18 protein-coding genes are annotated in these 24,206 nt (G+C 71.2%); 9 read left to right on the forward strand and 9 right to left on the reverse strand.

Annotated features, from left to right (window positions below):
* Positions 1-527 precede the first annotated feature (527 nt).
* Positions 528-1,349, reverse strand: coding sequence for a fumarylacetoacetate hydrolase family protein (locus ACIA8R_RS06415; RefSeq protein WP_357701191.1), 822 nt, complete (start codon positions 1,347-1,349; stop codon positions 528-530).
* A 1,099-nt stretch (positions 1,350-2,448) separates the two neighbouring features.
* On the opposite strand from ACIA8R_RS06415, the gene ACIA8R_RS06420 reads away from it, so the two are divergent.
* The gene (locus tag ACIA8R_RS06420; protein WP_357701189.1) at positions 2,449-3,210 is read left to right on the forward strand and encodes an IclR family transcriptional regulator; all 762 of its coding nucleotides are present in this window, start codon (positions 2,449-2,451) and stop codon (positions 3,208-3,210) included.
* A 36-nt stretch (positions 3,211-3,246) separates the two neighbouring features.
* On the opposite strand, the gene ACIA8R_RS06425 is transcribed toward ACIA8R_RS06420, so the two are convergent.
* The 6 genes from ACIA8R_RS06425 to ACIA8R_RS06450 all read right to left on the reverse strand — a co-directional run bounded on the left by ACIA8R_RS06425 (position 3,247) and on the right by ACIA8R_RS06450 (position 9,808).
* Positions 3,247-3,645, reverse strand: a complete 399-nt coding sequence (locus ACIA8R_RS06425) for a hypothetical protein (protein WP_364097973.1) — start codon at positions 3,643-3,645, stop codon at positions 3,247-3,249.
* Between the two features lie 134 nt (positions 3,646-3,779).
* Positions 3,780-5,834, reverse strand: coding sequence for a hypothetical protein (locus ACIA8R_RS06430; protein ID WP_397036910.1), 2,055 nt, complete (start codon positions 5,832-5,834; stop codon positions 3,780-3,782).
* Between the two features lie 8 nt (positions 5,835-5,842).
* Positions 5,843-6,079 carry a hypothetical protein gene (locus ACIA8R_RS06435; protein ID WP_397036912.1) on the reverse strand — a complete coding sequence of 79 codons (237 nt, stop codon included), beginning with the start codon at positions 6,077-6,079 and terminating at the stop codon, positions 5,843-5,845.
* A gap of 1,211 nt (positions 6,080-7,290) precedes the next feature.
* Positions 7,291-8,409: a magnesium and cobalt transport protein CorA gene (locus tag ACIA8R_RS06440; protein WP_364097967.1), complete on the reverse strand. Its 1,119-nt coding sequence runs from the start codon at positions 8,407-8,409 to the stop codon at positions 7,291-7,293.
* Positions 8,410-8,427: 18 nt separating this feature from the next.
* Positions 8,428-8,916, reverse strand: coding sequence for a nuclear transport factor 2 family protein (locus ACIA8R_RS06445; protein WP_357701179.1), 489 nt, complete (start codon positions 8,914-8,916; stop codon positions 8,428-8,430).
* Positions 8,917-8,920: 4 nt separating this feature from the next.
* Positions 8,921-9,808 (reverse strand): amidohydrolase family protein, encoded by an 888-nt coding sequence (locus ACIA8R_RS06450; protein ID WP_397036914.1) that lies wholly within the window; start codon positions 9,806-9,808, stop codon positions 8,921-8,923.
* 34 nt (positions 9,809-9,842) lie between these two features.
* On the opposite strand from ACIA8R_RS06450, the gene ACIA8R_RS06455 reads away from it, so the two are divergent.
* Positions 9,843-10,547, forward strand: coding sequence for a M50 family metallopeptidase (locus tag ACIA8R_RS06455; RefSeq protein WP_357701175.1), 705 nt, complete (start codon positions 9,843-9,845; stop codon positions 10,545-10,547).
* A 48-nt stretch (positions 10,548-10,595) separates the two neighbouring features.
* Positions 10,596-12,146, forward strand: coding sequence for a protein kinase (locus ACIA8R_RS06460; protein ID WP_397036917.1), 1,551 nt, complete (start codon positions 10,596-10,598; stop codon positions 12,144-12,146).
* Here ACIA8R_RS06460 and ACIA8R_RS06465 read toward each other — a convergent pair.
* Together ACIA8R_RS06465 and ACIA8R_RS06470 are read right to left on the reverse strand one after the other, a co-directional pair.
* Complete coding sequence (locus ACIA8R_RS06465) at positions 12,135-14,270, reverse strand: thiamine pyrophosphate-dependent enzyme (protein ID WP_357701171.1); 2,136 nt, start codon at positions 14,268-14,270, stop codon at positions 12,135-12,137. The two genes, ACIA8R_RS06460 and ACIA8R_RS06465, sit on opposite strands and share 12 nt — an antisense overlap.
* Before the next feature lie 232 nt (positions 14,271-14,502).
* Entirely contained in the window at positions 14,503-15,054 is a 552-nt protein-coding gene (locus ACIA8R_RS06470; protein WP_364097981.1) for a TetR/AcrR family transcriptional regulator, read from the reverse strand.
* A 109-nt stretch (positions 15,055-15,163) separates the two neighbouring features.
* Here ACIA8R_RS06470 and ACIA8R_RS06475 point away from each other — a divergent pair, with 109 nt between their 5' ends.
* Genes ACIA8R_RS06475 through ACIA8R_RS06500 form a run of 6 tightly spaced genes read left to right on the forward strand, consistent with a single transcriptional unit; the run spans position 15,164 to position 24,189 of the window.
* Positions 15,164-16,732, forward strand: a complete 1,569-nt coding sequence (locus ACIA8R_RS06475) for a carboxyl transferase domain-containing protein (protein WP_397036919.1) — start codon at positions 15,164-15,166, stop codon at positions 16,730-16,732.
* 2 nt (positions 16,733-16,734) lie between these two features.
* Positions 16,735-18,684 (forward strand): acetyl/propionyl/methylcrotonyl-CoA carboxylase subunit alpha, encoded by a 1,950-nt coding sequence (locus ACIA8R_RS06480; protein ID WP_397036921.1) that lies wholly within the window; start codon positions 16,735-16,737, stop codon positions 18,682-18,684.
* On the forward strand, positions 18,684-19,589 hold the full coding sequence (locus ACIA8R_RS06485) for a hydroxymethylglutaryl-CoA lyase (protein ID WP_357701165.1): 906 nt from the start codon (positions 18,684-18,686) through the stop codon (positions 19,587-19,589). The genes ACIA8R_RS06480 and ACIA8R_RS06485 overlap by 1 nt, the downstream gene beginning before the upstream one ends.
* Before the next feature lie 2 nt (positions 19,590-19,591).
* The gene (locus ACIA8R_RS06490) at positions 19,592-20,728 is read left to right on the forward strand and encodes an acyl-CoA dehydrogenase family protein (RefSeq protein WP_364097945.1); all 1,137 of its coding nucleotides are present in this window, start codon (positions 19,592-19,594) and stop codon (positions 20,726-20,728) included.
* A gap of 55 nt (positions 20,729-20,783) precedes the next feature.
* Positions 20,784-21,218 carry a GNAT family N-acetyltransferase gene (locus ACIA8R_RS06495; RefSeq protein WP_357701161.1) on the forward strand — a complete coding sequence of 145 codons (435 nt, stop codon included), beginning with the start codon at positions 20,784-20,786 and terminating at the stop codon, positions 21,216-21,218.
* A 58-nt stretch (positions 21,219-21,276) separates the two neighbouring features.
* The gene (locus tag ACIA8R_RS06500; protein WP_397036924.1) at positions 21,277-24,189 is read left to right on the forward strand and encodes an AAA family ATPase; all 2,913 of its coding nucleotides are present in this window, start codon (positions 21,277-21,279) and stop codon (positions 24,187-24,189) included.
* Positions 24,190-24,206 lie beyond the last annotated feature (17 nt).

Raw genomic sequence — 24,206 nt, forward strand, 5'->3', positions numbered from 1 at the left:
CGCGGGTCCCTGGCCCTGAACGGTTCGTCACGCATGGGCCCGCGCCGTCCACTGGCGAGCGTCTGGAGAACCAGCTCGTACGCCCCGTCGACGACCAGACGGATAGGTGCAGTGGCATCGCGGAGGGGATGAGGCGGCCGTCGCATCCGAAACTCCTCGCATCGACCGCCGAAGTCGACCTATCCACGGACACCTCCCACACCCGCAGCCACACCACCTCTTCAGCGGTCACGTCGCCGCCCCTACGTGGCGGCGACGTCCCTCGGCGGCGACGCCCTGCCCCTACGTGTCGGCGGCGTCCCGCCCCTTCGCGGTGCGCACCCGCGCCGCCCACCGCCCCGCGGCCATCCCCTGAGCGCCGCCCCGGCGCGGTTCGCGTCGGCAGCCACGCACCGCCCCATCCATCGAGGTACGGGACGGCCACGTGCGCGGCAACGCCTCAGCCCGGCAGCCCCGAGAGCCGATCGAGGTCGGCCAGATGCAACCGGTCCAGGAAACAGCCGGTGCCACCATCCAGCATGAACAGGTCAGACAAGGCGTCGCGCCGTGTTCACCAGCTCACCGACCCCGGCGATTCGCGTGACGACCTTGCTCCCGTCCGCCAGATACCGGGGCGGCCTACGGGCGTGCCCCACGCCTCCGGGCGTGCCGGTCGCGATGACGTCGCCCGGCCGCAACGTGAGGATCTCCGACAGGTACACGATCAGCTCGGCCGGCGGGAACACCAGACCGGACGTGTCCGCCTGCTGCACGACCTCCCCGTCCACCTCGCACTGCAGGGTCATCGCCCCGCCGATCTCGTCCGGCGTGACCAGGAAGGGCCCGAACGGCGTCGTCCCCTCGAACGTCTTGCCCTGCAGCCACTGCGCCGTACGGTTCTGGTAGTCCCTGGCCGTCACGTCGTTGAGCACCGAGTACCCGGCGATGGCCGCCTCGGCCTCCTCCCGCGAGGCACCGCGCACCTCGGCCCCGATGATCACGGCCAGCTCGCCCTCCCAGTCCATCGCCTCCGAGACCGCCGGCAACTCGATGTCGTCGTACGGCCCGATCAGCGCCTCGGCGAACTTCGCGAACACCGTCGGGTACCGCGGCAGCTCCCGTCCCATCTCCAGGATGTGGTCACGGTAGTTGAGCCCGACACAGATGATCTTCCCCGGCACCGGCACCACGGGCGCCAGGTCGGCCGTGGACAACGGATGCCGCGCGCCGTCCGCCGCGGCCGCCACCTCCCGCCAGCGCGGGTCGGCCAGCAACATCCCGACGTCGGGCGCCCCGACCTCCACGGCATGCTCCCCGTCGATCCGGACGGCGGCCGTACGGCGCGGCAGTCGCAGCGTCGCGAGCTTCACACGAGCCCCTCTCGAAACTGATCCAAGCCCTCAAACGGGCGTGCCGGAAAACAAACAACTGAAAACGACCACCACCACGACGACGAGATCACCACGCGACAGAACACGCTCACCGCCGTCCAACGTGACCAACCCCCGCCGCCGAACCCCTCGCAACCCAACCCCAACCCCCACCCGCGACGGTCGTCACCCCGTCCCGCAGCCGGCAGAACTCGGCCCCAACCGACGGCAGCCGCCCCCGCCGACCGTCGATTCCCCGAACCGGACAACCACATCCCCAACCCGGCCACACCCCGCAGCCCCTCGCCCAGAGCCCGGCAGGCGCGCTCCCAGCGACAGCCGACGATCAGCAAGCCGAGACACGCCCCGAGCCCCGACACCACCCGCAGCCCCGGACCCGCACCGAGCCTTGAAGCGGCCCGGAGCCGCAGACCCGCCCAGCGCACCGACACCACCCGCAGCTCCGGACATGCCCGCAACCGCTCGGACCGCGACACATCCGACATCGAGGCGTCGCTCACCTGCTCCGATCCGAGCACAAAGAACGACGCGTGGTGCACAAATGGGATACCGAGCCCATCGATCCCCACCATGGGGAAGCCCATGGTGCTGTGGCGGCGCGGGAACCGCCGGCCGGGCGCGAACCAGGAAGCCGCCGCGCCGCACCACAACCGACCCGCCGTCGACGACCACGACCGTTCCCACGCTTATCCGTCGCCCCACGAGGCGGAAGGCGTTCCGGGGGCGAGCGCTGCTCGGGCGCGACCTCGCGCGGGCCTGGCACCGCACGCCGGCCCAGAAGATCAGGATCGCGTACGGCAACCCGCCCAGGCCGAGATCAGCCGACGCACCGGCCCGCCGCTCCCCGCCCCCGCCAACCGAGCCGAGCTCACCCGCCCGTCCGCCCGGCGGCTGGAACGTCTTCCACTCCCACCCAAGCCTCCGGCCCCCAGACCTGGGACGTACGAACATCAAGTCGCCGACCTGGGCCCAGAACGGGATCAGACGCTCGACGGCGAAGCCCGCACCCAGCCTCTCCTCCGGGTTCATGCTGCCCCACGCTAGGGAGTAATTCCGCATACTGCACTAGCGTTCTGCTGTGAAGAACAAGCCCGCGTACCCCCTGGGCTCGGTCGACAACGTGCTGCTGCTCCTCCACATGCTGCGCGACCAAGGACGACTCAAGGTCACCGACGTCGCCAAGGAACTCGGCATCGCCCGCTCGACCGCGCACCGCCTGCTGGCGATGCTGGTCTATCGCGACTTCGCCGTCCAGGACGAGCACCACGCGTACCTGCCGGGCCCCTTCCTCGCCTCGGCCGCGGGCGACGGCGGCGGCTCGGCCCTGCGCGAGTTGCGCGCCCGCGTCCGGCCCGCCATGGAGGGCCTGTGCGCCCGCGTCCAGGAGACCGTGAACCTCATGGTCAGAGTAGGCGCCGAAGTACGCTTCCTGGACAGCATCGAGTCCCCGCAGATCCTGTACGTCGGCGACCGCCGCGGGACGATCCTGCCTGCCCACCGCGCCTCCGGGGGCAAGGTCCTGCTGTCCGCGCTGCCGAGCGACCAACTCGCCGACCTCTACCCGGACCTGCCCGACCACGAACGAACGTCCCTGCTCCGCGAACTCGACGAGATCCGCCCCCGCGGCTACGCCCTCAACCTCGACGGCACCGAAAAGGGCGTCTCGGCCATCGGAGCAGCGCTGCGCAACGGCCGCGGCACCCCCGTAGGAGCCTTCTCCATCTCGATCCCCTCAGCCCGCTACACCCCCGCCCGCCTCCCCTCCCTCCTCACCGACCTCCGCCAATCCATAACCGAAGCCGAACCCCACCTGACCGACTTCCCCACCTGCCCCCCATGAGCCCTCCCACCGAGGCCCCCAAGGCGGCGCCCCCCATCAGGCCGGGACAAGCAAAATCGGCTTGAGCTGCCGAAAAAACTCCACCGCATCCGCCAATGAATCCCTCCCCGGCGCCCCCTCCATGATGTTCACGCTGAGCAGCCGCTTGTAATCAGCCGTCCACCCATAAACAAAGGCAATACCCTGCCCCTGAGCATTCCTACGCCGGGCCGCAAAACCGGGCCCCAGGCCACCAGGCAGATCGATCCCATTGGTGGACTGCCTGGTGTTCTCCAGATCTTCCGCATCATCAGGCGACGGGTCGAACACCTCGATTAGCAGACCCTGGCGATGTTCCGCATCTGACTTCCCGGTAACCGTGCATGACTCAAAGCTGTGGCCCATATCCATCTTGGTGCCGAATGCGTGGTACTCGTTGAGGCCCGTCGCGATCATAATGGCATCTGCTGAGATCAAGTTGCATTCACGTGGGGCGATGGTGACGTTTCCGAGCGCTCTGCCGTCTGGGGGCGGAGTCGATGAGCACCCTGCCAGAATGAGCGCACCAAGGGCAATCGCTCGACTGACCTTCATGATCCACTTCCGGCATGGTAATCAGTAGCCTTATTGAATCCGATCTCGATGGCCGCGTCTGGGTGGTCGAATACTCGGCCGGTTTCGTTCAGGTGTAGCCACTCGTCGTAAGACTCCCGCTCGTCCGAATTCATCTCATCCCAAGGTTTGATCTCTCCGTTGACCAGGAAGTGTCCACTCGCTCCCGGTGAGAAATCCTTGTGTCGGTACGGATGGGTCCTGGCCGGTACGGAACCGTCCCCGAACAGGCCGTGGCGCATCATGGTGGCCGCGGTCAGGTCCGAGAACATGTGCTTGGCGGCTCCCAGCGCATCGTCGGCGTTCATGCGGGCCTGTTCCGCCCGGCCGGTCTTGACCTTGCCGAAGATCTCTCCCTTGGCCGTGTCGACCAGCAGGCCGATGAACTTACCGGGTGGGCCCGGAGCAAGCCCCACGATCGCCTCCGTCATCTCCTTGAACGCGGAGAAACGGGCGTCCTCCGCCCTGGCTTCCTCGATGCCGGAGATGTTGGCCGCATTAGTGATCATCCACGTCGTCACACTGAGACCGCGCGCCGCCCGGGCGAACTCCGCGCCTCCACTACGGCTCATCCGTTCCTCGAGGATGTCCTGTCGTGCGGCGTCCAGTTGCTGCCTAGTGGCACCAGGGTGCGACTTGCGCCATGCCGTGACATCGGCCTTGACCTCCGCCGCGATCTTGCCTGCCAACTCGTCCAGCATTCGGGCGGCGTACAGGCCGTGGGCGGCGGTCACCTTCCGGAAGGCGTTGTCGTCCTCGAACGTCCAGGCCATGGCCTGTTTCATGTCCCTGGTGTTGAACTTGGCGCCGTAGGGGGCGCCGCCGAGGAGATTCTTGTCCGCATTGGCGTCCGTCTCCACGCCCGGCCGCTTGTCGATGAACGACTGGGCATCGCGGTGCACGTCGGCGATGTACTGGCTGAGGAGGGTGCCGAGGTGGGGGCGGGTGGAGGGGAGGTTGGACTGGACCTTGGGGTCGCTCCAGAAGCGGACCGCCCACGACGCGATCAGCGCGGACTTGTAGCCGCGTGATCCGCCGGGTGGCAGGTCGTGGTCGCGGAACTCCGTGGTGGCGGCCTGGAGGGCCCAGCCGAGGTCGGCGTCGGCGTCGCCGAGCCAGGGGTGGGTGCGCATCAGGTAGGCGAGGGGTTTGCGGGCCGGGTCGGTGAAGAAGTCCTGGGCGACGGCGGGGTGATGGGCTAGGGCGATCAGGGCGGTGCCCATGGGGCTGAGGTCGCCGGGGGAGGCGTCTCTGGGGCCGGGGAGGGTCCAGGGGTCTCGGGGGAGGGACAGATCGGGGGGATGGGCCAGGTCCTTGTCGTGGAGTTTGCGGACCAGGGTGAGCAGGAAGGTGTGGTCGAAGTCGCCGTCCTGTAGGAGCCTCTTCACGGCGAACGCGTCTTGGGGGTGGTCGATGTCCTCGATCAGCCGGTCGGCGTAGTCGGCGGCCAGGCGCATCCGTCCGACGCCGTGGGAGGCGGTGCCGAGCAGGGTGCTGAGCATGGTGAGGAACCGATCCTGGACGGCTGTGTCATAGAGGAGGGGGCGGTCGCCGGGCGGGAGGTCCGAGCAGTATGTACGGGCGATGAGAGATTTGAGTTCGCGTGGCGGCACCAGGGTGAGGAAGGCCACGGCGAAGAACGGGTCGTTCTTGTGGCGTTCTAGTTCGGCGACGGATTCTGCGTCGAGCGAATGGGATGCGATCTTCGTACGGAGTTGCGCGGCCAGTGCGGTGGCGGCGGTCGTGCCTTCTGCGGGGGATTTCGACAGCCATGGGGATTCATCCGCCCAGAGGAGGCCGCGTTCGCCGGGACGTCGGTCGGGGGTGGCGAGGATGAGGTCGAGACGGCCCTGGAGTGTGGGGACGCGGTCGTTCAGCTGGCGGCCTATGGATGACAGGTGGGCCGGCCCCCATAGGGATATGCCGAGGTTGGTGAGGGTTCGTTCGACTTGGAGGCCGATGTCGGGGAGTGTGTGGCTTGCTCGTTTCATGCCGTTGATGAGCTGGATCATCAGGGCGGGGTCGATGCCCACGGGAGGGGTCATGAGGCCGGCTCGGACGGGTGCAGCGTGTCGAGCAGCCTCAATGCCCGGGCGAAGAGGTCTTTGTAGCCGCGGTCCCAGGTGCGCAGGTCGGCGGCGAGGCGGTCACCGGCCGGGCCCTTGAGCGCGCCGCCGTCCACCAGACGGACGAGTGCGGTCAGGTCGTTGGCGTGTTCGTCGCGCAGTCGTTCGATGTGACGCCGGGCGGCGGTTATTTCTTGCTGCGTCGCCATCATCACCCGATTTCGTTGCGCTTGGGGGAGGGGTGGGTCCATGAATATTAGCCCGCCGCGTCGGTGCAGGCGAAGTGGAAATTGAGGCATCGCGCAATTCGGCTTGATGGTGATGAATTGTACTGAGGGGCTTGTGGCGGTAAATGCGCAAAAGCACTTGATGTCGTTGTATTTGCTGAATGAGAGGGAGAGGGAAAAGGGGGAGCAGGGGTAGGAAGCGGGGGTACGCGGCTTCGACGAGCATGGCTGCGGGCCTCTGCGGGCCTCTGCGGGCCTCTGCGGGCCTGCAGGCATGCGGGCATGTGGGCATGTGGGCATGTGGGCATGTGGGCATGTGGGCATGCGGGCCTGCGGGTCTGCGGGCTTGTTCCTGATGGCTGCAGCGGAGGGGGCGACCGTACCCTGCGGCCCTTCAGGAACAGTGGCGCGGACCGGCGCGCATCGCCACGGCGACCGGCGTGCCCGAGCGGGCCCTCCCGCCGATCCTGCGCCTTCCGTTGCGAGGCGCCACGCCTGGCCGAGTGCGACCTATTGACCGGGACGATGATCCGGGCCGGCCGCAACCGTGGCGTCTCCGCGGCGGTTGGTGAGGGCCGTCCCGCACACGGCCGCAGACAACAGGGCCGATGTTGCGGACGCGGCATCGGCAACGCCCACCTGTACGTTCTCGCCGTTGGGCCACGCCCGGTGTGGCCGGACCGGCGGATGACGGGCGTCGAGCCGGCCGATGGCGGCGGCGAAGGCGGCCGGGCAGGGGTGGACCCGGCGCGTCGCCGGTCATCACCGGCTAGCCGCAGGTGATGCCCCGGGTAATGCCCTAGGTGATGCCGCAGGTGGGGACTACCACGGCAATGGTGGTGACGGTCTCATCGGACCAGATTTCGGCGTAGGCCGGCCGGGCGTGGTCGGGTCTTCGTCGGCTGGTCGGGCAAGATCGGACGCTTCAACGACACCCGGCGGATCGAGCGGGCCTATCGGCAGGGGGGCACCAGCAACACCGCACGCACCGATGCCCAGCCCCCTGGTCGGAGAACCGCAACACCCGAGCACGCCCCAGCGCACCAGCCGACCTCCCAGCAACCAGCCGACCGCCACCCACCTCACGGCCGAGCGAACCGCACCAAGCGAGCCGCACCAAGCGAGCCGCACCAAGCGAGCCGCACCAAGCGAGCCGCACCAAGCGAGCCGCACCAAGCGAGCCGCACCAAGCGCACCTACAGCCAGTCGCGGCGTTTGAAGACCATGTAGAGCACCATGCACACCGCCGCCATCAACAAGATCGCAAACGGATACCCGAACACCCAATGAGTCTCGGGCATGAAGTCGAAGTTCATCCCGTAGATGGTCCCGACCAGCGTCGGCGCGAACAGGATGGCCGCCCACGCCGAGATCTTCTTGACCTCCTCGCCCTGCTGGATGCTGGCCTCGGTCATGCGGGCCATCTCCGCGTTCTGGGCCTGGGTCACCAGCGTCGAGTTGACCACCAGGATGTTCTGCAACATCTGGCGGAAGGCCGAGATGCGCTCGGTCACCGTGATCGCGTGGTCGGCGACGTCCCGCAGGTAGCTCTGCAGTTCGTCGTTGACGCCGTACTTGGCGGCTCCGGCGATGAAGGCGTGGATCATGCCCACCAGCGGCGCCGTGGCCCGCTGGAACTCGATCACCTCGCCGGACAGCTCGTAGACGCGCCGCGACACCGAGGGGTCGCCGCTGAAGACCTCGACCTCGATCTCCTCGATGTCCTTCTGCAGCCCGGCCACCACCGGGGCGTAGCCGTCGACCACGGCGTCGAGGATGGCATACAGGACGGCCTGCGGGCCCTGACGCAGCAGCTCGGGGTCGGACTCCATGCGCTTGCGCACGCCCTGCAGGTCGGGGGCCTCGGCGTGGCGTACGGTGATCACGAAGTTGGGGCCGATGAAGACGTGCAGCTCGCCGAAGGCCACCTCCTCCACGTCGTCGAGGTAGCGGGCGGCGCGCAGCACCACGAAGAGGGTGTCGCCGTAGCGGTCGGCCTTGGCCCGTTGGGAGCCGACGATCGCGTCCTCGAGCGCCAGCTCGTGCAGCTCGAACTCCTCGGCGAGCTTGACCAGCTCCCATTCCTTCGGACGGTAGAGGCCGATCCAGGCCATGCTGTCCGGCATCTGCTTGAGGCGTTCGAAGGCGTCGGCGAGCGAGCCGGGATTGTCGACCCGCTCGCCGTTCTGGTAGATCGCGTTGTCGATGACGGTGGGCCGATAGGGGTGCTCCTCGGTGGCACGCGGGTCCATCGAGTGCTCCGGCGCCTCCTCGCGGTTGTCACCGCTGCGCCTGAACCCCTTCACCCTGGCCATGCACCCCTCCGATCCGGTCTACTGCGATGACTGCCCGGTCGCCGCGAAGCCGTTGAGCTCCTGGGTCGCCCGATCCCTGATGGTCTTGCGCCACATCGGCGTCCAGCCGAACAGCAGCCCCTGCGGTCTGCCGAGAGCCATTCTGGACCAGCGCCTGAAGTCGAACTCGTCGTGGTGGCGGACGATGAGGTCGTCCTCGAACCTGAACAGCGCGTCGATCTCGTTGACGACCGCCCGGCCGGTGCTGGAGAAGGTGTAGCTGGCCGTCCAGTGGGCCGAGCCGCTGAACTCGTCGGCCTGGACGTCGCGGTAGCCGGATCTCAGCCCGTTGCGCACGCCGAGCTGCAACCGCCACATCGCCATCACCCGGTCCCGGCCCTCGACCTCCTGGAAGATGGGGTCGCCGAAGCTGACGTCGGGGTGATAGCAGCGCTCCATGGCCGCGAAGTCCCCGCGGCCGAGAGCGTCGTAGAAGGCGCTGATGAGCGCCACGTGCCGATCGTTCACCTTGCTATCGAATCATGGCCGCACCGTTGTCCCAGCACACGGCCCGCAGCCACTCCTCGCCGAGATCCAGGCGGGCGAGGGCGTCGAGCTGGTGCGCGTAGGGGTACGGGATCGTCGGGAAATCGCTGCCGAGCACCACCTTCCCCGAAAGTCCGAGATCACGCAGAACCGGGCGCAATCGGGTGGGAAACGGCATGCCGCGCTCGGAGAAGTCGGTGAAGGCCATGGTGGTGTCCAGCGCGACCCGCTCATGGCGGACGGCCAGCTCGAAGAACGGCTCGTACTCGGGCATGCCCAGGTGCGCGATCACCACCCGCAGCCGGGGATGGGCGGCCAGCACCGCGCCGATCGGCCCCGGCCCCACGTGGCCGCCGGGCACGGGCACCGAGCTGGCGTGCACGACCACGGGCACGCCCGACTCCGCCAGCAGCCCCCAGACCCCGGCCAGCTCTGGCGCGGCCGGGTCGAAGCCGCCGACCTGGAGGTGCACCTTGAAGATCTTGACGCCCTCCGCCAGCGCCGCGCGCACGTAGTCCGCGACGCCGGGCTCGGGGTAGAACGTCGCCGATGGGAGGCAGTCGGGGTTGCGGCGGGCGAAGTCGAGGGTCCAGGCGTTGAGGTCGCGCGCCATGTCCGGCTTGTGCGCGTACGCCAGGGCCGGGAAACGCCGTACGCCCATCTCGCGCAAGCGCGTCAGCCGCTCCTCGACCGGCCATTCGTACTCGATCTTCCAGCCGGCGCCCATCAGCGGGCCGCCGTGGTTGAAGTGATGCCAGACCCGGCGTTCCATGCGTCCGGGCAGGAAGTGCACATGCAGGTCGATCAGGCCCGGCAGCCCTAGCTCGCGCCACCACGCCGGAACGCCCGCGTCAGAATGCAGTTCTGCGGCCACAGCCGGGACTTTACCCGGCTAGTGTTTCTCCTCGATGGACATGCTCTGGGCCCACCTGATCAAGGTTCAGCCTGACCCCGACCCCTGGGTCGTGCTGGTCTCGGCTCTGGCCGCGCTCGCGGTCGTCGCGTTCCGCACACCCTGGCAGGTGTCCAGGGGCCTGATCACGATCGCCCACGAGGGCGGTCACGCGGTCATGGCGCTGCTCACCCGGCGCAAGCTCGAAGGCATCCGGCTCCACTCCGACACCTCCGGCGTCACGCTGACCAGGGGCCGCCCCAACGGTCCCGGCATGGTGCTGACCGCGCTCGCCGGCTACCTGGCGCCGTCGCTGCTGGGGCTGGCCGCCGCGTGGCTGACCGAGCAGGGCCGCATCACGCTGCTGATCTGGGGCGTGCTGCTCTTCCTGGTGTGCATGCTGCTGCTGATCCGCAACCTCTACGGCGCGCTGATCCTGCTGGTCACCGGCGGCGCGGTGTTCGCCCTGTCCATGTACGCCCCCGCCGAGGTCCAGCAGGCCGTGGCCATGGTCGCGACGTGGTTCCTGCTGTTCGGCGGCGTCCGGCCGATCGTCGAGCTGCAGCGCAAGCGGCGCAGGCGGCAGGCCAGAGACTCCGACGCCGACCAGCTCGCCCGGCTGACGTTCCTGCCCGGCGGCTTCTACGTGTTCTTCTTCCTGCTGGTGGCCGCCGTGTCGGTGGTGTTCGGCGCGTACTTGATGAACCCGCTGACCCCCTGAAAGCCGAAATTTCACATTAAACTCACCGGCAACAGGGGGGTGTGTGCCGTGCTGCCAGCCGAGGACGCGCCCGGGTACCGGGTGCTCGATCAGGCGGGCCAGGGCGGGTTCGCCGTCGTCTACCGCGCCTACCAGGAGCGCCTCGACCGGGTCGTGGCGCTGAAGGTCCTGTCGGTCGACCGGGTCGACCAGCGCACCATGCGCCGCTTCCAGCGCGAGCTCCAGCTCACCGGCCGCCTGACCGGCCATCCCAACGTCGTGACCGTCTTCGACACCGGCGTGACGCGCTCGGGCAAGCCGTACATCGCGATGGACTTCTTCGAGAACGGCTCGCTGCGCGACAAGATCCGCAAGGAGGGGCCGCTCGGGGTGCCCGACGTGCTGCGCGCGGGCGTCAAGCTCGCCGGCGCGCTGGCCGCCGTGCACGAGGCCGGGGTGCTGCACGGCGACATCAAGCCGCAGAACATCCTCATCTCCCGCTACGGCGAGCTCGCCGTAGCCGACTTCGGCGTGGCCAGGGTCGTGGACGCCGCCGAGATCTCGGCCACCTCGCAGGCGTTCACCCCGCTGCACGCCGCCCCCGAGGTGCTCACCGGGCAGCCGCACTCGGCCGCGAGCGACATCTACTCCCTCGGCTCGACGCTCTACCACCTGCTGGCCGGACAGCCCGCCTTCCACAACCCCGCCGACCCGTCGATCGCGCCGCTGATGTACCGGGTGCTGAGCCTCGACCCGCCGCCGATCAACCGGGCCGACGTGCCGCCGGTGGTGTTCGGGACGATCCTGCGGGCGATGTCCAGGCAACCCGGGTCGCGGCCCGGTTCGGCCAGGGAGCTGGCGCGGCGGTTGCAGGAGGTGCAGGCGGAGCTGGGGCTGTCGGTGACCGACCTGGTGGGCCAGGACCCAGGGCCGGGGCCCGCGATGTCCACCGTCCCACGCCGCCCGCACGGCGGCCCGGACGCCCCACCGCACCCCGGCGACCCCTCCCTGCCCGCGACCGGCAGCCACCTGCCTCCGGGCCCTGGCCCCGGCTCCGGCCCCGGCCCGTACTCGCCCGGCGTTCCGGGCCACCCCGGCGGCCCCCGGCCGGAGGCCCCCACGACGCCGCCCACCGGAGCGGGGAGCCTCAGGAAACGCCTGCTGATCGGCGGCACGGTCGCGGTCGTGGCGATCGGCGGCACGGCCCTGGCCATCCACCTGTCGCTCCGGCAACCCGCCGGCCCGACCTCCGCCGCCACGCGACAGCCCGAGGCCAGGACCGCCGCCACCACCCCGCCGCCGATCAGCAAGCGGGACGTCGCCGCGCTCGCCCCCCGCAGGCTCAAGGTCACCGCCGACCGCGGCGCCCTGGTGGAGCTGAGCTGGACGCTCCCGGCCGACGCCCGCCGCTACCCGGTCGTCCTGCAACGTTCGCCGGCGGGCGAAGGCGAGCAGGCCGTCACCGCTCTCGGCCAGGGCGCCACCACCACGCGCGTCGCCGGTCTCGACCCGGACACCGGCTACTGCTTCCTGGTGGGCGTGCCGCTGCGCATCTCGGCGGACTCCACGGTCGCCTGGTCGAGACCGGCCTGCATCAGAGGGGCGCGCTCAGCCCAGTAGCTTGCGCGCCGCCTGCTCGATCTCCTCCTCCGACAGCAGCACGTGGTTGGCCGCGTCGCCCAGCGGGATGAAGCTGTCGGCCGAGGTCACCCGGGCGACCTGCCCGGTGAACCCGGCGTCGAGCAGCTCGGTCGTCACGCCCTCGGACACGCCACCGGAGTGCCGGGTCTCGTCGGCGATCAGCACCTTGCCGGTCAGCTCGGCCGCCCGCAGCAGGTCGTCCACCGGCAGCGGCGCCAGCCAGCGCAGGTCGAGGACGCGGCAGCCGTAGCCCTCCTGGGTGAGCCGGACGGCGGCCCGCAGGCTCATGCGCAGCCCGTTGCCGAACGTCACGATCGTCAGGTCGCGGCCCTCGCCGTACGAGCGCGCCCGCCCGACGGGCACGTGCGTCTCGCGCCAGCGTGCCGGCGGCGTGTACGACGCCAGCCAGCCGCCGTCGCCCTCCTCGAACAGGTCACGCGTGTGGTAGAGCGCGATCGGCTCCAGGAACACGCAGACCGATCCGGCCGTACGGGCGGCGGCCAGGCAGGTGCGCAGCATGGCGGCGGCGTCGTCGGGACGCGCGGGCGAGGCCACGACCAGGCCCGGGATGTCGCGCAGCGCGGCCACCGCGTTGTCGTTGTGGAAGTGGCCGCCGAAGCCCTTCTGGTAGGCGTAGCCGGCGACGCGGACGACCATGCCGTTGGTGTAGGCGCCGCGCGAGAAGAACGACAGCGTGGCGCCCTCGCCGCGGATCTGGTCGAGCGCGTTGTGCAGGTAGGCCAGGTACTGGATCTCCGGCACCGGCAGCTGGTTGGACACGGCCGAGCCGAGCGCGAGGCCGAGGATGGCCTGCTCGTCGAGGAGCGTGTCGAACACCCGCGAGCCGCCGAACCGCTTCTGCAGCCCCCGGGTGACGCCGTAGACGCCGCCCTTCCTGGCGACGTCCTCGCCGAAGACCGTCATCTCGGGGTAGACCACCAGCGCGTCGGCGAGCGTGCGGTTGATGGTCTGCGACAACGTGAGCGGCTTCTCCAGCTCGGGCAGCGAGCCCGCGAACGCCTTCTCCCTGACCGGGCCCTCGCCGGCGGTCGGGCTGATGTTGGCGATCAGGTCGGGGCGGCGCGGCGCGATCGGCTCCATGACCTCCGCGGCCGAGCCGAGGCGCGGGGCGCGGGTCGTCTCCAGGGCGATGCGCAGGATGTGCTCGCGCGCCGACTCGTACGCCTTGAGCAGGTCCTCCGGGGTCTCGAGCCCGGCCTCGACCAGCAGCCGCGCGGTGCGCAGGAGCGGGTCGCGCTCCATGTCGGCCCGCAGCTCCCGCTGGGTGCGGTAGGCCGACTCGACGTCGGACCCGGCGTGACCCATCAGCCGCACGGTGGACAGGTGCAGGAACGCGGGGGAGCGGTTGGCCCGGACGTGCTGGACCGCGAGCATGGCGGCGTCGTAGGCGTCGGGCAGGTCGCAGCCGTCGGCGGCGAAGTACGCGATGCCCGGCCGCCGCGCCGCCGCCTCCACCCACCCCTTGGGGGTGCGGACGCTGATGCCGATGCCGTTGTCCTCGCACACGAACAGGATGGGCAGCGGCTGCCCCTGGAAGGTCGCGTAGGAGGCGGTGTTGAACCCGGACAGGGCGCTGGCGTGGTTGATCGAGGCGTCGCCGAAGCTGCACACGGCGATGGCGTCGGGCGGCCAGGCCGACCGGTCGCCGAGCGCGGCGGCCCGCTCGATGGCGAAGGCGACGCCCACGGCGCGCGGCAGATGGCTGGCGATGGTCGAGGTCTGCGGGATGACGGCCAGGTGGGGGTGGCCGAACACTTTGTGGCGGCCGCCCGCGATCGGCTCGTCGGCCGCCGCGGTCAGACCCATCAGCACGTCGCGCAGACCCTGCTCGGGCAGCCGCCCGGCCTGCTCGGACCGGGTCAGGTAGAAGGCGCCGGACCGGTAGTGGAGCAGCGCCGGGTCGCTCGCCCTGGCCGCGGCGGCGACCGCCGCGTTGCCCTCGTGGCCGGCCGACCCGATCGTGTAGAAGCCTTCGTCCTGCTCGCGGAGCCAGCGGGCGGCGATGTCGAGCAGGCGGCTGTCGAGCTGGCGCTGGAACAGGGTCCTGCACCGGTCGCCGGTCAGCGACGTGCCCTCGCGCACCGGGCCGCCGGGATCTCGGGCGGGGCCTGCCTTCAGCGCCGCAACGGATTGGATGAAATGTGTCTCAACAGTGTCGCGCGCCACACCCCTGATTATGTCTGTCATCGCCGCCGCCGTCTGCCGGAGTCCATGACAGATTGTGGTCCGTCCGTTTAACCCTGATCCATGGTCGTTTGTCAGAGTTCACGGGCTTTCGGGGTGCTGTGTGCGGTGTGAAACGCGGGCCGGTCAGTTAGTGGTCGCTAACACTGGCCTCGATCGCGGCGCGGGCCATCGCGTGCAGCAGGGGACGCATGGCGTGCGCGGGCAGCTCGCCCGCGCTGTGGGGCGTGGAGTTGAGCAGCCCGAAGACCGCGTGGGTCGCCGCGCGCAGCCGGGCCGGCGGGCACTCCGGGTGCAGCTCGGCCAGCACGGTCACCCACTCCTCGACGTAGAGGCGCTGCAGCCGCCTGATCCCGCGGCGCTCGGGCTCGGGCACGTTGCCCAGCTCGCGGTCGTGCACGGTGATCAGCGCGGGCTGGTCGAGCGCGAACGTGATCTGCACGTCGAGCAGCGCGTCGAGCGTCTCGGCCGGGCTCCGGGACGAGGTCGCCACCGCCACCGCCGACTCCCGCAGCCGCGAGCTGACGTCGAGCAGCATCTCGGCGAGCAGCGCGTCCTTGCCGCTGAAGTGGCGGTAGAGCGCGGGGCCCGAGACGCCGACCGCGCCGCCGATGTCCTCGATGGAGACGCCGTGGAAGCCTCGCGCGGCGAACAGGCGGGCGGCCGCCGCGAGGATTTCCATGCGCCTTCTGCCGCGCTCGCGGGTAGGTGGGGAGGCAGTGGTCACGTCTCACATGCTAGACGGTTACGTTAATGATGACTAACATCTCGGCCATGACGAGAGGGGACTCATGAGCGACTGGCCGGTGCTGAGGTCGGCCGTGGAGCCCGGGAGCGAGGCGTACAAGCGCAACTCCGAGCTCAACGAGCGCCTGGCCGCCGAACTGCTCGAACGGCTGGCCACGGCGGCGCTCGGCGGTCCCGAGCGGTCGCGGCTGCGGCACGTCGAGCGGGGCAAGCTGCTGCCGCGCGACCGCGTCGACGGGCTGCTCGACCCGGGATCCCGCTTCCTGGAGCTGTCGCCGCTGGCGGCCGGCGGCCTCTACGACGACCAGGCGCCCGCCGCCGGGATCATCACCGGCGTCGGCCGGGTGGCCGGGCGCGAGTGCGTGGTCGTGGCCAACGACGCGACCGTCAAGGGCGGCACGTACTACCCGATGACCGTCAAGAAGCACCTGCGGGCCCAGGAGGTGGCTCTGCACAACCACCTGCCCTGCGTCTACCTGGTCGACTCCGGTGGCGCGTTCCTCCCCAAACAGGACGAGGTCTTCCCCGACCGGGAGCATTTCGGACGCATCTTCTACAACCAGGCCACGATGTCGGCCCGCGGCATCCCGCAGATCGCCGCGGTGCTCGGCTCGTGCACCGCCGGCGGCGCGTACGTGCCGGCCATGAGCGACGAGGCCGTCATCGTCCGCGGCCAGGGCACGATCTTCCTGGGCGGCCCGCCCCTGGTGAAGGCGGCCACCGGCGAGGAGGTCACGGCCGAGGAACTGGGCGGCGGCGACCTGCACTCCCGGGTCAGCGGCGTCACCGACCACCTGGCCGAGGACGACGCCCACGCCCTGGCCATCGTCCGCGACATCGTCTCGACGCTGGCCCCCAGGGCGCCTCGCCCCTGGGACACCGTCGCGCCCGAGGAGCCGCACCACGACCCGCGCGACCTGTACGGCGTCGTCCCCGCCGACACCCGCCAGCCCTACGACGTGCGCGAGGTCATCGCCCGCCTGGTGGACGGCTCGCGCTTCCTGGAGTTCAAGGCCGAGTACGGCTCCACCCTCGTCACCGGCTTCGCCCATCTGCACGGCCACCCGGTGGGCATCGTGGCCAACAACGGCATCCTGTTCAGCGAGTCGGCGATGAAGGGCGCGCACTTCATCGAGCTGTGCGACCAGCGCCGCATCCCGCTGGTGTTCCTGCAGAACATCAGCGGGTTCATGGTCGGCAAGGCCTACGAGGCGGGCGGCATCGCCAAGCACGGCGCCAAGATGGTGACGGCCGTGTCGTGCGCGCGGGTGCCCAAGTTCACGGTCGTGATCGGCGGCTCGTTCGGGGCGGGCAACTACGCCATGGCGGGACGGGCCTACTCGCCCAGGTTCCTGTGGATGTGGCCCAACGCCCGCATCTCCGTCATGGGCGGCGAGCAGGCGGCGAACGTGCTGACCACCGTCGGCGACGCCGACCCCGACGCCATCCGCGCCCAGTACGAGCACCAGGGCAACCCCTACTACTCCACCGCCCGGCTCTGGGACGACGGCGTGATCGACCCGCTCGACACCCGCACCGTCCTCGGGCTGGCCCTGTCCGCGGCGGCCAACGCGCCGCTCGAACCCGCCGGCTACGGCGTCTTCCGGATGTGATCATGCTCTTCGACCGTGTTCTCATCGCCAACCGGGGCGAGATAGCCGTCCGGGTCGTCCGGACGCTGCGCGCGCTCGGCGTCGAGTCGGTGGCGGTGTTCACGCCGCCCGACGCGGGCGCCAGACACGCCCGCGAAGCAGACATCGCCCTCGAAGTCTCGAAATATCTAGACATCGAGGCGATCGTGGAGGCGGCGCTCGCCTCCGGCGCGCAGGCCGTGCATCCCGGCTACGGCTTCCTGGCCGAGAACGCCGCGTTCGCGCGGCGCTGCGCCGAGGCCGGGCTCGTCTTCGTCGGCCCGTCCCCCGAGGCCATCGACGCCATGGGCGACAAGATCCGGGCCAAGGCCACCGTGTCGGCGGCCGGCGTGCCGGTCGTCCCCGGCGGGGCCGAGCCCGGCGACGACCTGGCGGAGTGGGCCGACTTCCCGGCGCTGATCAAGCCGTCCGCGGGCGGCGGTGGCAAGGGCATGGTGCTGGTGCGCTCGGCCGCCGAGCTGCCCGACGCGCTGGAGTCGGCCCGCCGTACGGCGCGGGCGGCGTTCGGCGACGGCACCCTGCTCATCGAGCGGTACGTCGAGAACCCCCGGCACATCGAGATCCAGGTGATGGCCGACGCCCACGGCAACGTCGTGCACCTGGGCGAGCGCGAGTGCAGCCTGCAGCGCCGGCACCAGAAGATCATCGAAGAGGCGCCGTCGCCCTTCGTGACCCCCGACACGCGCGCCCGCATGGGCGCCGCGGCCGTCGAGGCCGCCCGCTCGGTCGGCTACGTCGGCGCCGGCACGGTCGAGTTCATCGTCGACGGCACCACCGGCTCCTACCACTTCATGGAGATGAACACCCGGCTCCAGGTCGAGCACCCGGTCACCGAGCTGGTCACCGGCCTGGACCTGGTGGAGCTGCAACTGCGCGTCGCGGCCGGCGAGCCGCTGCCGTTCGGCCAGGAGGCGGTGCGGCTGGACGGCCACGCCGTCGAGGCCCGCGTCTACGCCGAGGACCCGGCGCGCGGCTTCCTGCCCAGCGGCGGGCGCGTCCTGGCCCTGCGCGAGCCCGGCGGCGACGGCCCGGGACGGGTGCGGGTCGACTCCGGCCTGGCCGAGGGCGGCGTCGTCGGCAGCGACTACGACCCCATGCTGTCCAAGGTGATCACCTGGGCGCCGGACCGCGCCTCGGCGCTCAGGGCGCTGGACCGGGCGCTCGCCCGCACGGCGGTCCTCGGCGTGGTCACCAACGTGCCGTTCCTGCGCGCGCTCGTCCGGCACCCGGCCGTCGAGGCGGGGGAGCTGGACACCGGCCTGGTCGAACGGGTGCTGCCCGAGCTGCTGCCCCGGGAGGGCGTGCCCCGGGAGGTGGCCGCCGCGGCGGCGCTGGCCTTCCACGCGCTCCCGCAGGGCCCCGACCCCTGGCAGGTCACCGACGGCTGGCGGGTCGGCGAGCGCGCCTGGACGACCTGGCGGCTGGAGTCGCGGGACGGCGTGCACGCGGTGCCCGTACGCGGGCTGCCCGGCCGTTCGGCCGAGGTGCGGCTCGACGGCGAGGCGGTCCCCGCGCGGATCGCGACCGGCGACGGCGGGCTGACGGTCACCCTGGGCGGCCGGACCACGCGTTACCTGACCGCCCGCCACGGCGACACGCTCTGGCTCGGCCGCGACGGCGAGTCGTGGGCGTTCACCCGCCACCTCATCGGCGACCCGGGCGACCGGCCCGGAGCCGCGGGCGCGGGCGACGGCGTGGTCCGCAGCCCCATGCCCGGCACCGTCCTGCTGGTCAAGGTGCAGCCCGGCGACCGGGTGAGCGAGGGGCAGCCGCTGGTCGTCGTCGAGGCCATGAAGATGGAGCACACGGTCACCGCCCCCTGTGACGGCGTGGTCGCCGAGCTGCCCGTCCAGCCGGGCAAGCCGGTCGACATGGACGCCGTGCTGGCCGTGGTCACCGGTGAGGAGGCGTGATGCCGTACCGCATGGAAGGGCTTCCCGAGCGGGTCACGGTCTACGAGGTGGGCCCGCGCGACGGCCTGCAGAACGAGTCGGCGATCGTGCCGGTCGAGGTGAAGGCCGAGTTCATCGACCGGCTGGCCGACGCCGGGCACCGGGTCATCGAGGCGACCAGCTTCGTCCACCCCAGGTGGGTGCCGCAGCTCGCCGACGCCGGTGAGCTGCTCGGCCGCCTCGACCGCAGGCCCGGCGTGCGCTACCCGGTGCTGGTGCCCAACGAGCGCGGGCTCGACCGCGCGCTGGAGCTGGACGTCACCGAGATCGCGATCTTCGCCAGCGCCACCGAGACCTTCGCCGCCAAGAACCTCAACCGCACGCTGGAGAGCCAGTTCGACATGTTCGAGCCGGTCGTGGCCAGGGCGCTGGAGCACGGGCTGCGGGTGCGCGCGTACGTGTCGATGTGCTTCGGCGACCCCTGGGAGGGGCCCACGCCGGTCGGGCAGGTCGTCGAGGTCGGCGAGCGGCTGCTCGGGCTCGGCTGCTACGAGCTGTCCCTCGGCGACACGATCGGCGTCGGCACGCCGGGCCACGTGACCGAGCTGATCGGCGCGTTCGGCGGGCCCGACCGGCTCGCCGTGCACTTCCACGACACCTACGGGCAGGCGCTCGGCAACACGCTCGCCGCGCTGAGAGCGGGCGTGACCACCGTCGACGCCTCCACGGGCGGCATCGGCGGCTGCCCGTACGCCGAGTCCGCCACCGGCAACCTCGCCACCGAGGACCTCGTGTGGATGTTGCGCGGGCTCGGCATCGAGACCGGGCTCGACCTGGACAAACTCGTGTCCACCAGCACCTGGCTGGCCGAGCGGCTGGGCCGGCCCAGCCCCTCGCGCGTCGTCCAGGCCCTCGCGAAAGGCTGATCATGCTGAACGACGAATACCAAGAGCTGCGCAAGACCGTCGAGGCGTTCGCCCGTGACGTGGTGGCGCCCGTGATCGGCGACTACTACGAGCGCGAGGAGTTCCCGTACGACATCGTGCGCAAGATGGCCGACATGGGGCTGTTCGGCCTGCCGTTCCCGGAGGAGTTCGGCGGCATGGGCGGCGACTACTTCGCCCTGTGCCTGGCCCTTGAGGAGCTGGCCCGCGCCGACTCCAGTGTGGCGATCACCTTGGAGGCCGCGGTCTCGCTGGGCGCGATGCCGATCTACCGGTTCGGCACCGACGAGCAGCGCCAGGAGTGGCTGCCCCGGCTGGCCTCGGGCGAGATGCTGGGCGCGTTCGGGCTGACCGAGCCGGGCGGCGGCTCCGACGTGCCGGGCGGCATGCGCACGACCGCCGTGCTCGACGGCGGCGAATGGGTGATCAACGGGACGAAGGCGTTCATCACCAACTCCGGCACCGACATCACCGGCGTGATCGGCGTGGCCGCGCTCACCGGCGAGCGGGAGATCTCCACGATCCTCGTGCCGAGCGGCACGCCGGGGTTCACGGTCTCCAAGAAGTACTCCAAGGTCGGCTGGAACGCCTCCGACACCCGCGAGCTGTCCTTCTCCGACTGCCGGGTGCCGGCCGCCAACCTGCTGGGCGAGCGGGGCCGCGGCTACGCGCAGTTCCTCCAGACCCTCGACGAGGGCCGCATCGCCATCGCCGCGCTCAGCGTGGGCCTGGCGCAGGGCTGCGTGGACGAATGCCTCAAGTACGTCAGGGACCGCAAGGCGTTCGGCCACCCGATCGGCCACTACCAGGCCATCCAGTTCAAGATCGCCGACATGGAGGTGCGCGCGCACACCGCCCGCCTGGCCTACTACCACGCGGCCGAGAAGATGCTGGCCGGGGCGCCGTTCAAGAAGGAGGCGGCGATCGCCAAGCTGGTGTCCTCGAACGCGGCCATGGACAACTCCCGCGACGCCACGCAGGTGTTCGGCGGGTACGGGTTCATGAACGAGTTCCCGGTCGGCCGCTTCTACCGCGACGCCAAGATCCTGGAGATCGGGGAGGGCACCAGCGAGGTGCAGCGCATGCTCATCGCCCGTCAGCTCGGCCTCGGCGACCTCTGACCCGCCAGAACGCCATGATGGACGAAAGGGCACAGAGGTTCTAGTGTCGTACCTCATGACAGCGGACGATCTTCTCATCAGGAGGGCGGAGAAGGCGGACGCGGACGAGGTGTTCGCGTTGGCGCGCGAGTTCGGGCTGACCTTCAGGCCGGAGCGCGGGGCCTTCGACGCCGCGCTCCCGCAACTCCTGCGCAACGAGGACGCCCTGCTGCTGACGGCCGTCGTGGGCGGCCGCGTCCACGGATACCTGCTGGGGTTCGTGCACCTGACGCTGTTCGCCAACGGGCCGGTCGCCTGGGTCGAGGAGGCCATGGTCCAGTCGGGCTCGCGCCGGCAGGGCATCGGCCGCCGGCTCCTGGAGGAGTTCGAGGCGTGGGCACGTACCCGGCAGGCCGGGTACGTGGCGATGGCCACCCGGCGGGCGCCGGAGTTCTACCACGCACTGGGTTACGAGGCGTCGGCCACCTTCTTCCGCAAGGTTTTGCGCTGACAGACGATTGCTCCGAGTAACGGTCCGTTTTGTCGGTGTTTGATGGCATCCTTGGGGCGTGAGCATCCACGCCGTCAGCCCACTGTTCGTCGGGCGGGCCCGCGAGCTGAACGCTCTGGGAGACGCCCTGGCCAGAGCACGCGCGGGCGCGTCGTCCACCGTGCTCGTCGGCGGCGAGGCGGGGGTCGGCAAGACCCGCCTGGTCAACGAGTTCACCGACCGGGCCGGCGAGGCGCGGGTGCTCGTCGGCGGCTGCCTGGAGCTGGGCACCGAGGGCCTGCCGTTCGCGCCGTTCACGGCCGTGCTGCGCGGGCTCGTGCGCGAGCTGGGCCGCGACGGCGTGGCGGCGCTGGTGCCCGGCGGCACGACGCGCGGGCTGGCCCGGCTGCTGCCCGAGTTCGGCGAGCCGGACAAGGACGGCGCCGAGGCGCGGGCCCGGCTGTTCGAGCAGGTGCTCGGGCTGCTGGAGCGGCTGGCCGAGGAGCGCCCGGTGCTGCTGGTGGTCGAGGACGCCCACTGGGCCGACCGCTCCACCCGCGACCTGCTCTCCTTCCTGGTCCGCTACCAGCGCACGGCGGCCCGGCTGATGATCGTGGTCACCTACCGCACCGACGAGCTGCACCGCACCCATCCGCTGCGTCCGATGCTGGCCGAGCTGGGCCGCATCGAGTGGGTGAGCCGGGTCGAGCTGCGCCGGCTCACCCGCAGGGAGGCCGTCGCGCAGGCGGCCAGCATCCTGCGGCGCGAGCCGTCCCCCGCCGCGATGGACCTGATCTACGCCCGCAGCGAGGGCAACCCGCTGTTCGTCGAGGCGCTGCTGAGCGAGGCCGACGGCGGCGACATGCTCCCCGAGTCCCTGCGCGACCTGCTGCTGGCCAGCGTCGAACGGCTGCCCGACGAGACCCAGGAGCTGCTGCGGGTGGCCAGCGCGGGCGGCCAGCGCATCGAGCACGACCTGCTCACCGCCGTGGCCGGGCTCGACGACACCGCCCTGTCGCGGGCGCTGCGCCCCGCCGTGGCGGGCAACGTGCTGGTGGTCGACGGCGAGGGCTACGGCTTCCGGCACGCGCTCATCCGCGAGGCCCTCCACGACGACCTGCTGCCCGGCGAGCACACCCGCCTGCACACCCGCTACGCGCAGGCCCTCGAACGCGACCTGTCGATCCTGCCCGCCCCGCGCGGCGCGATCGAGCTGGCCCACCACTGGCACTCCGCCCACGACTCAACCTGGGCGCTGGTCAGCGCCTGGCGCGCGGCCGCCGCGGCCCGCAAGTCCACCGCCTACGACGAGCAGCTCCGGATGCTCTCGCGCGTGCTGGAGCTGTGGGACCAGGTGCCCGACGCCGCCGAGCGCATCGGCTGCGACCGCCTCGACGTGCTCAGGCAGACCGCCACGGTCGCCCACCTCGCCGGCGAGTACGAACGCGGCCTGGCCCTGGCCGGAGCCGCGCTCGCCGAGGTCGACCTCGACGCCGACCCGATCAGGGCGGCCACCCTGCTGCGCCAGCGCGGCCTGACCCGCTACGATCTGGGCCGCGCCGGCTACCTCGACGACCTGCGCAAGGCGGCCGAGCTGGTGCCCGCCGACCCGCCGTCCAAGCTGCGCGGCCAGGTCCTGGAGACGCTGGCGCGCATGCTGCACCGTCCCGAGGACTGGCCGGAGAAGCTGGCGACGGCCCAGCTCGCCATGGAGATCGGCCACCAGACGGGCGACGCCAACGTCGAGGCGCACGCGCTCATCAGCCTGGCCTGGGCGCGGTCGTGCTTCTCCGACATCGAGGCCCAGCTCCCGCAGTTCGCCGAGGCGCGCAGGGTCGCCCGCGCGCAGGGGGCCTACAACGCGCTGATGCGCTGCGCGATCTCCGAGTCCGACGCGCTGGAGGGCGCCGGATGGCACGAGCGGGCCGCGCAGGTCGCCCGCGAGGGCGTCCAGGAGGCCGGGAACTACGGCCTGGCCCGCACGTCCGGCACGTTCCTGGCGATCAACCTGACCGAGCCGCTGCTCTCGCTGGGCCGCTGGGACGAGGCGCTCCAGGTGGTCGAGCAGGCGTTCGACCTCGCGCCGCCGGCCCCCTACCGGGCCAGCCTCCAGGGGTTCGTGATGGACATCGCGCTCGCGCGGGGGCAGATCGACCGGGCCGACAACCTGCTGTCGTCGTCGGCCAGCGTGTTCGCCCGCGGCACCTACCGGGACCAGACCATGCTGCCGCACCTGCGCAGGCAGGTCCTGCTGCTGCGGGCGCAGGGACGGCTCGGCGAGGCGCTGGAGGCCGCGGCCCGGGGGCTGGAGACGCAGGACCTGCTGCCCTCGCCGCGCTACTCCTGGCCGGTGCTGGTGACGTTCGCGCAGCTCGCGCGGCCGGTGCTCGGCGAGAGCGGCTCGCCGTACGCCGGGGTCGCGGCGTCCGTCGTCGCGCGGCTGCGGGAGGTGGCGCGGGAGCTGGCGGTGGACGGCGAGCTCCAGGAGGCGCAGCGGCTGACGTTCGCGGCGCTGACCGGGCCGGAGGAGGGGCTCGGCGGGGCGGCCCAGCTCAAGGCGTGGGGGTCGGCGGTGGCGGCCTGGGCGGGGTTGCGGCAGCCGTACGCGGAGGCGCAGTGCCTGATGGGCGCCGCCCACGCGGCGCTGGCCGAGGGGGACCGGCGGGCCGCGGCCGGGATGCTCGCGCGGGCGCGGGAGCTGGCCGGGCAGCTCGGGGCCACGCCGCTGCTCGAACAGCTCGACGTGTTCGGCCGGCGGGCCCGCATCGGCGGCACCGACGAGCCCGACGGGCCGCCGCTGGGGCTGACCGCGCGCGAGCTGGAGGTGCTGCGCGAGGTGACCAACGGGCGCAGCAACCGGGAGATCGCCGAGGTGCTGTTCATCTCGGTCAAGACGGTGAGCGTGCACGTCTCCAACATCCTGGCCAAGCTGGGCGTCGCCACGCGCGGCGAGGCGGCGGCGACGGCCCACCGGCTGGGCCTGTTCGGCTGAGAAGCCCGGGGACGGCC

The sequence above is a fragment of the Nonomuraea sp. NPDC051191 genome (assembly GCF_044455665.1).
GTDB lineage: Bacteria > Actinomycetota > Actinomycetes > Streptosporangiales > Streptosporangiaceae > Nonomuraea.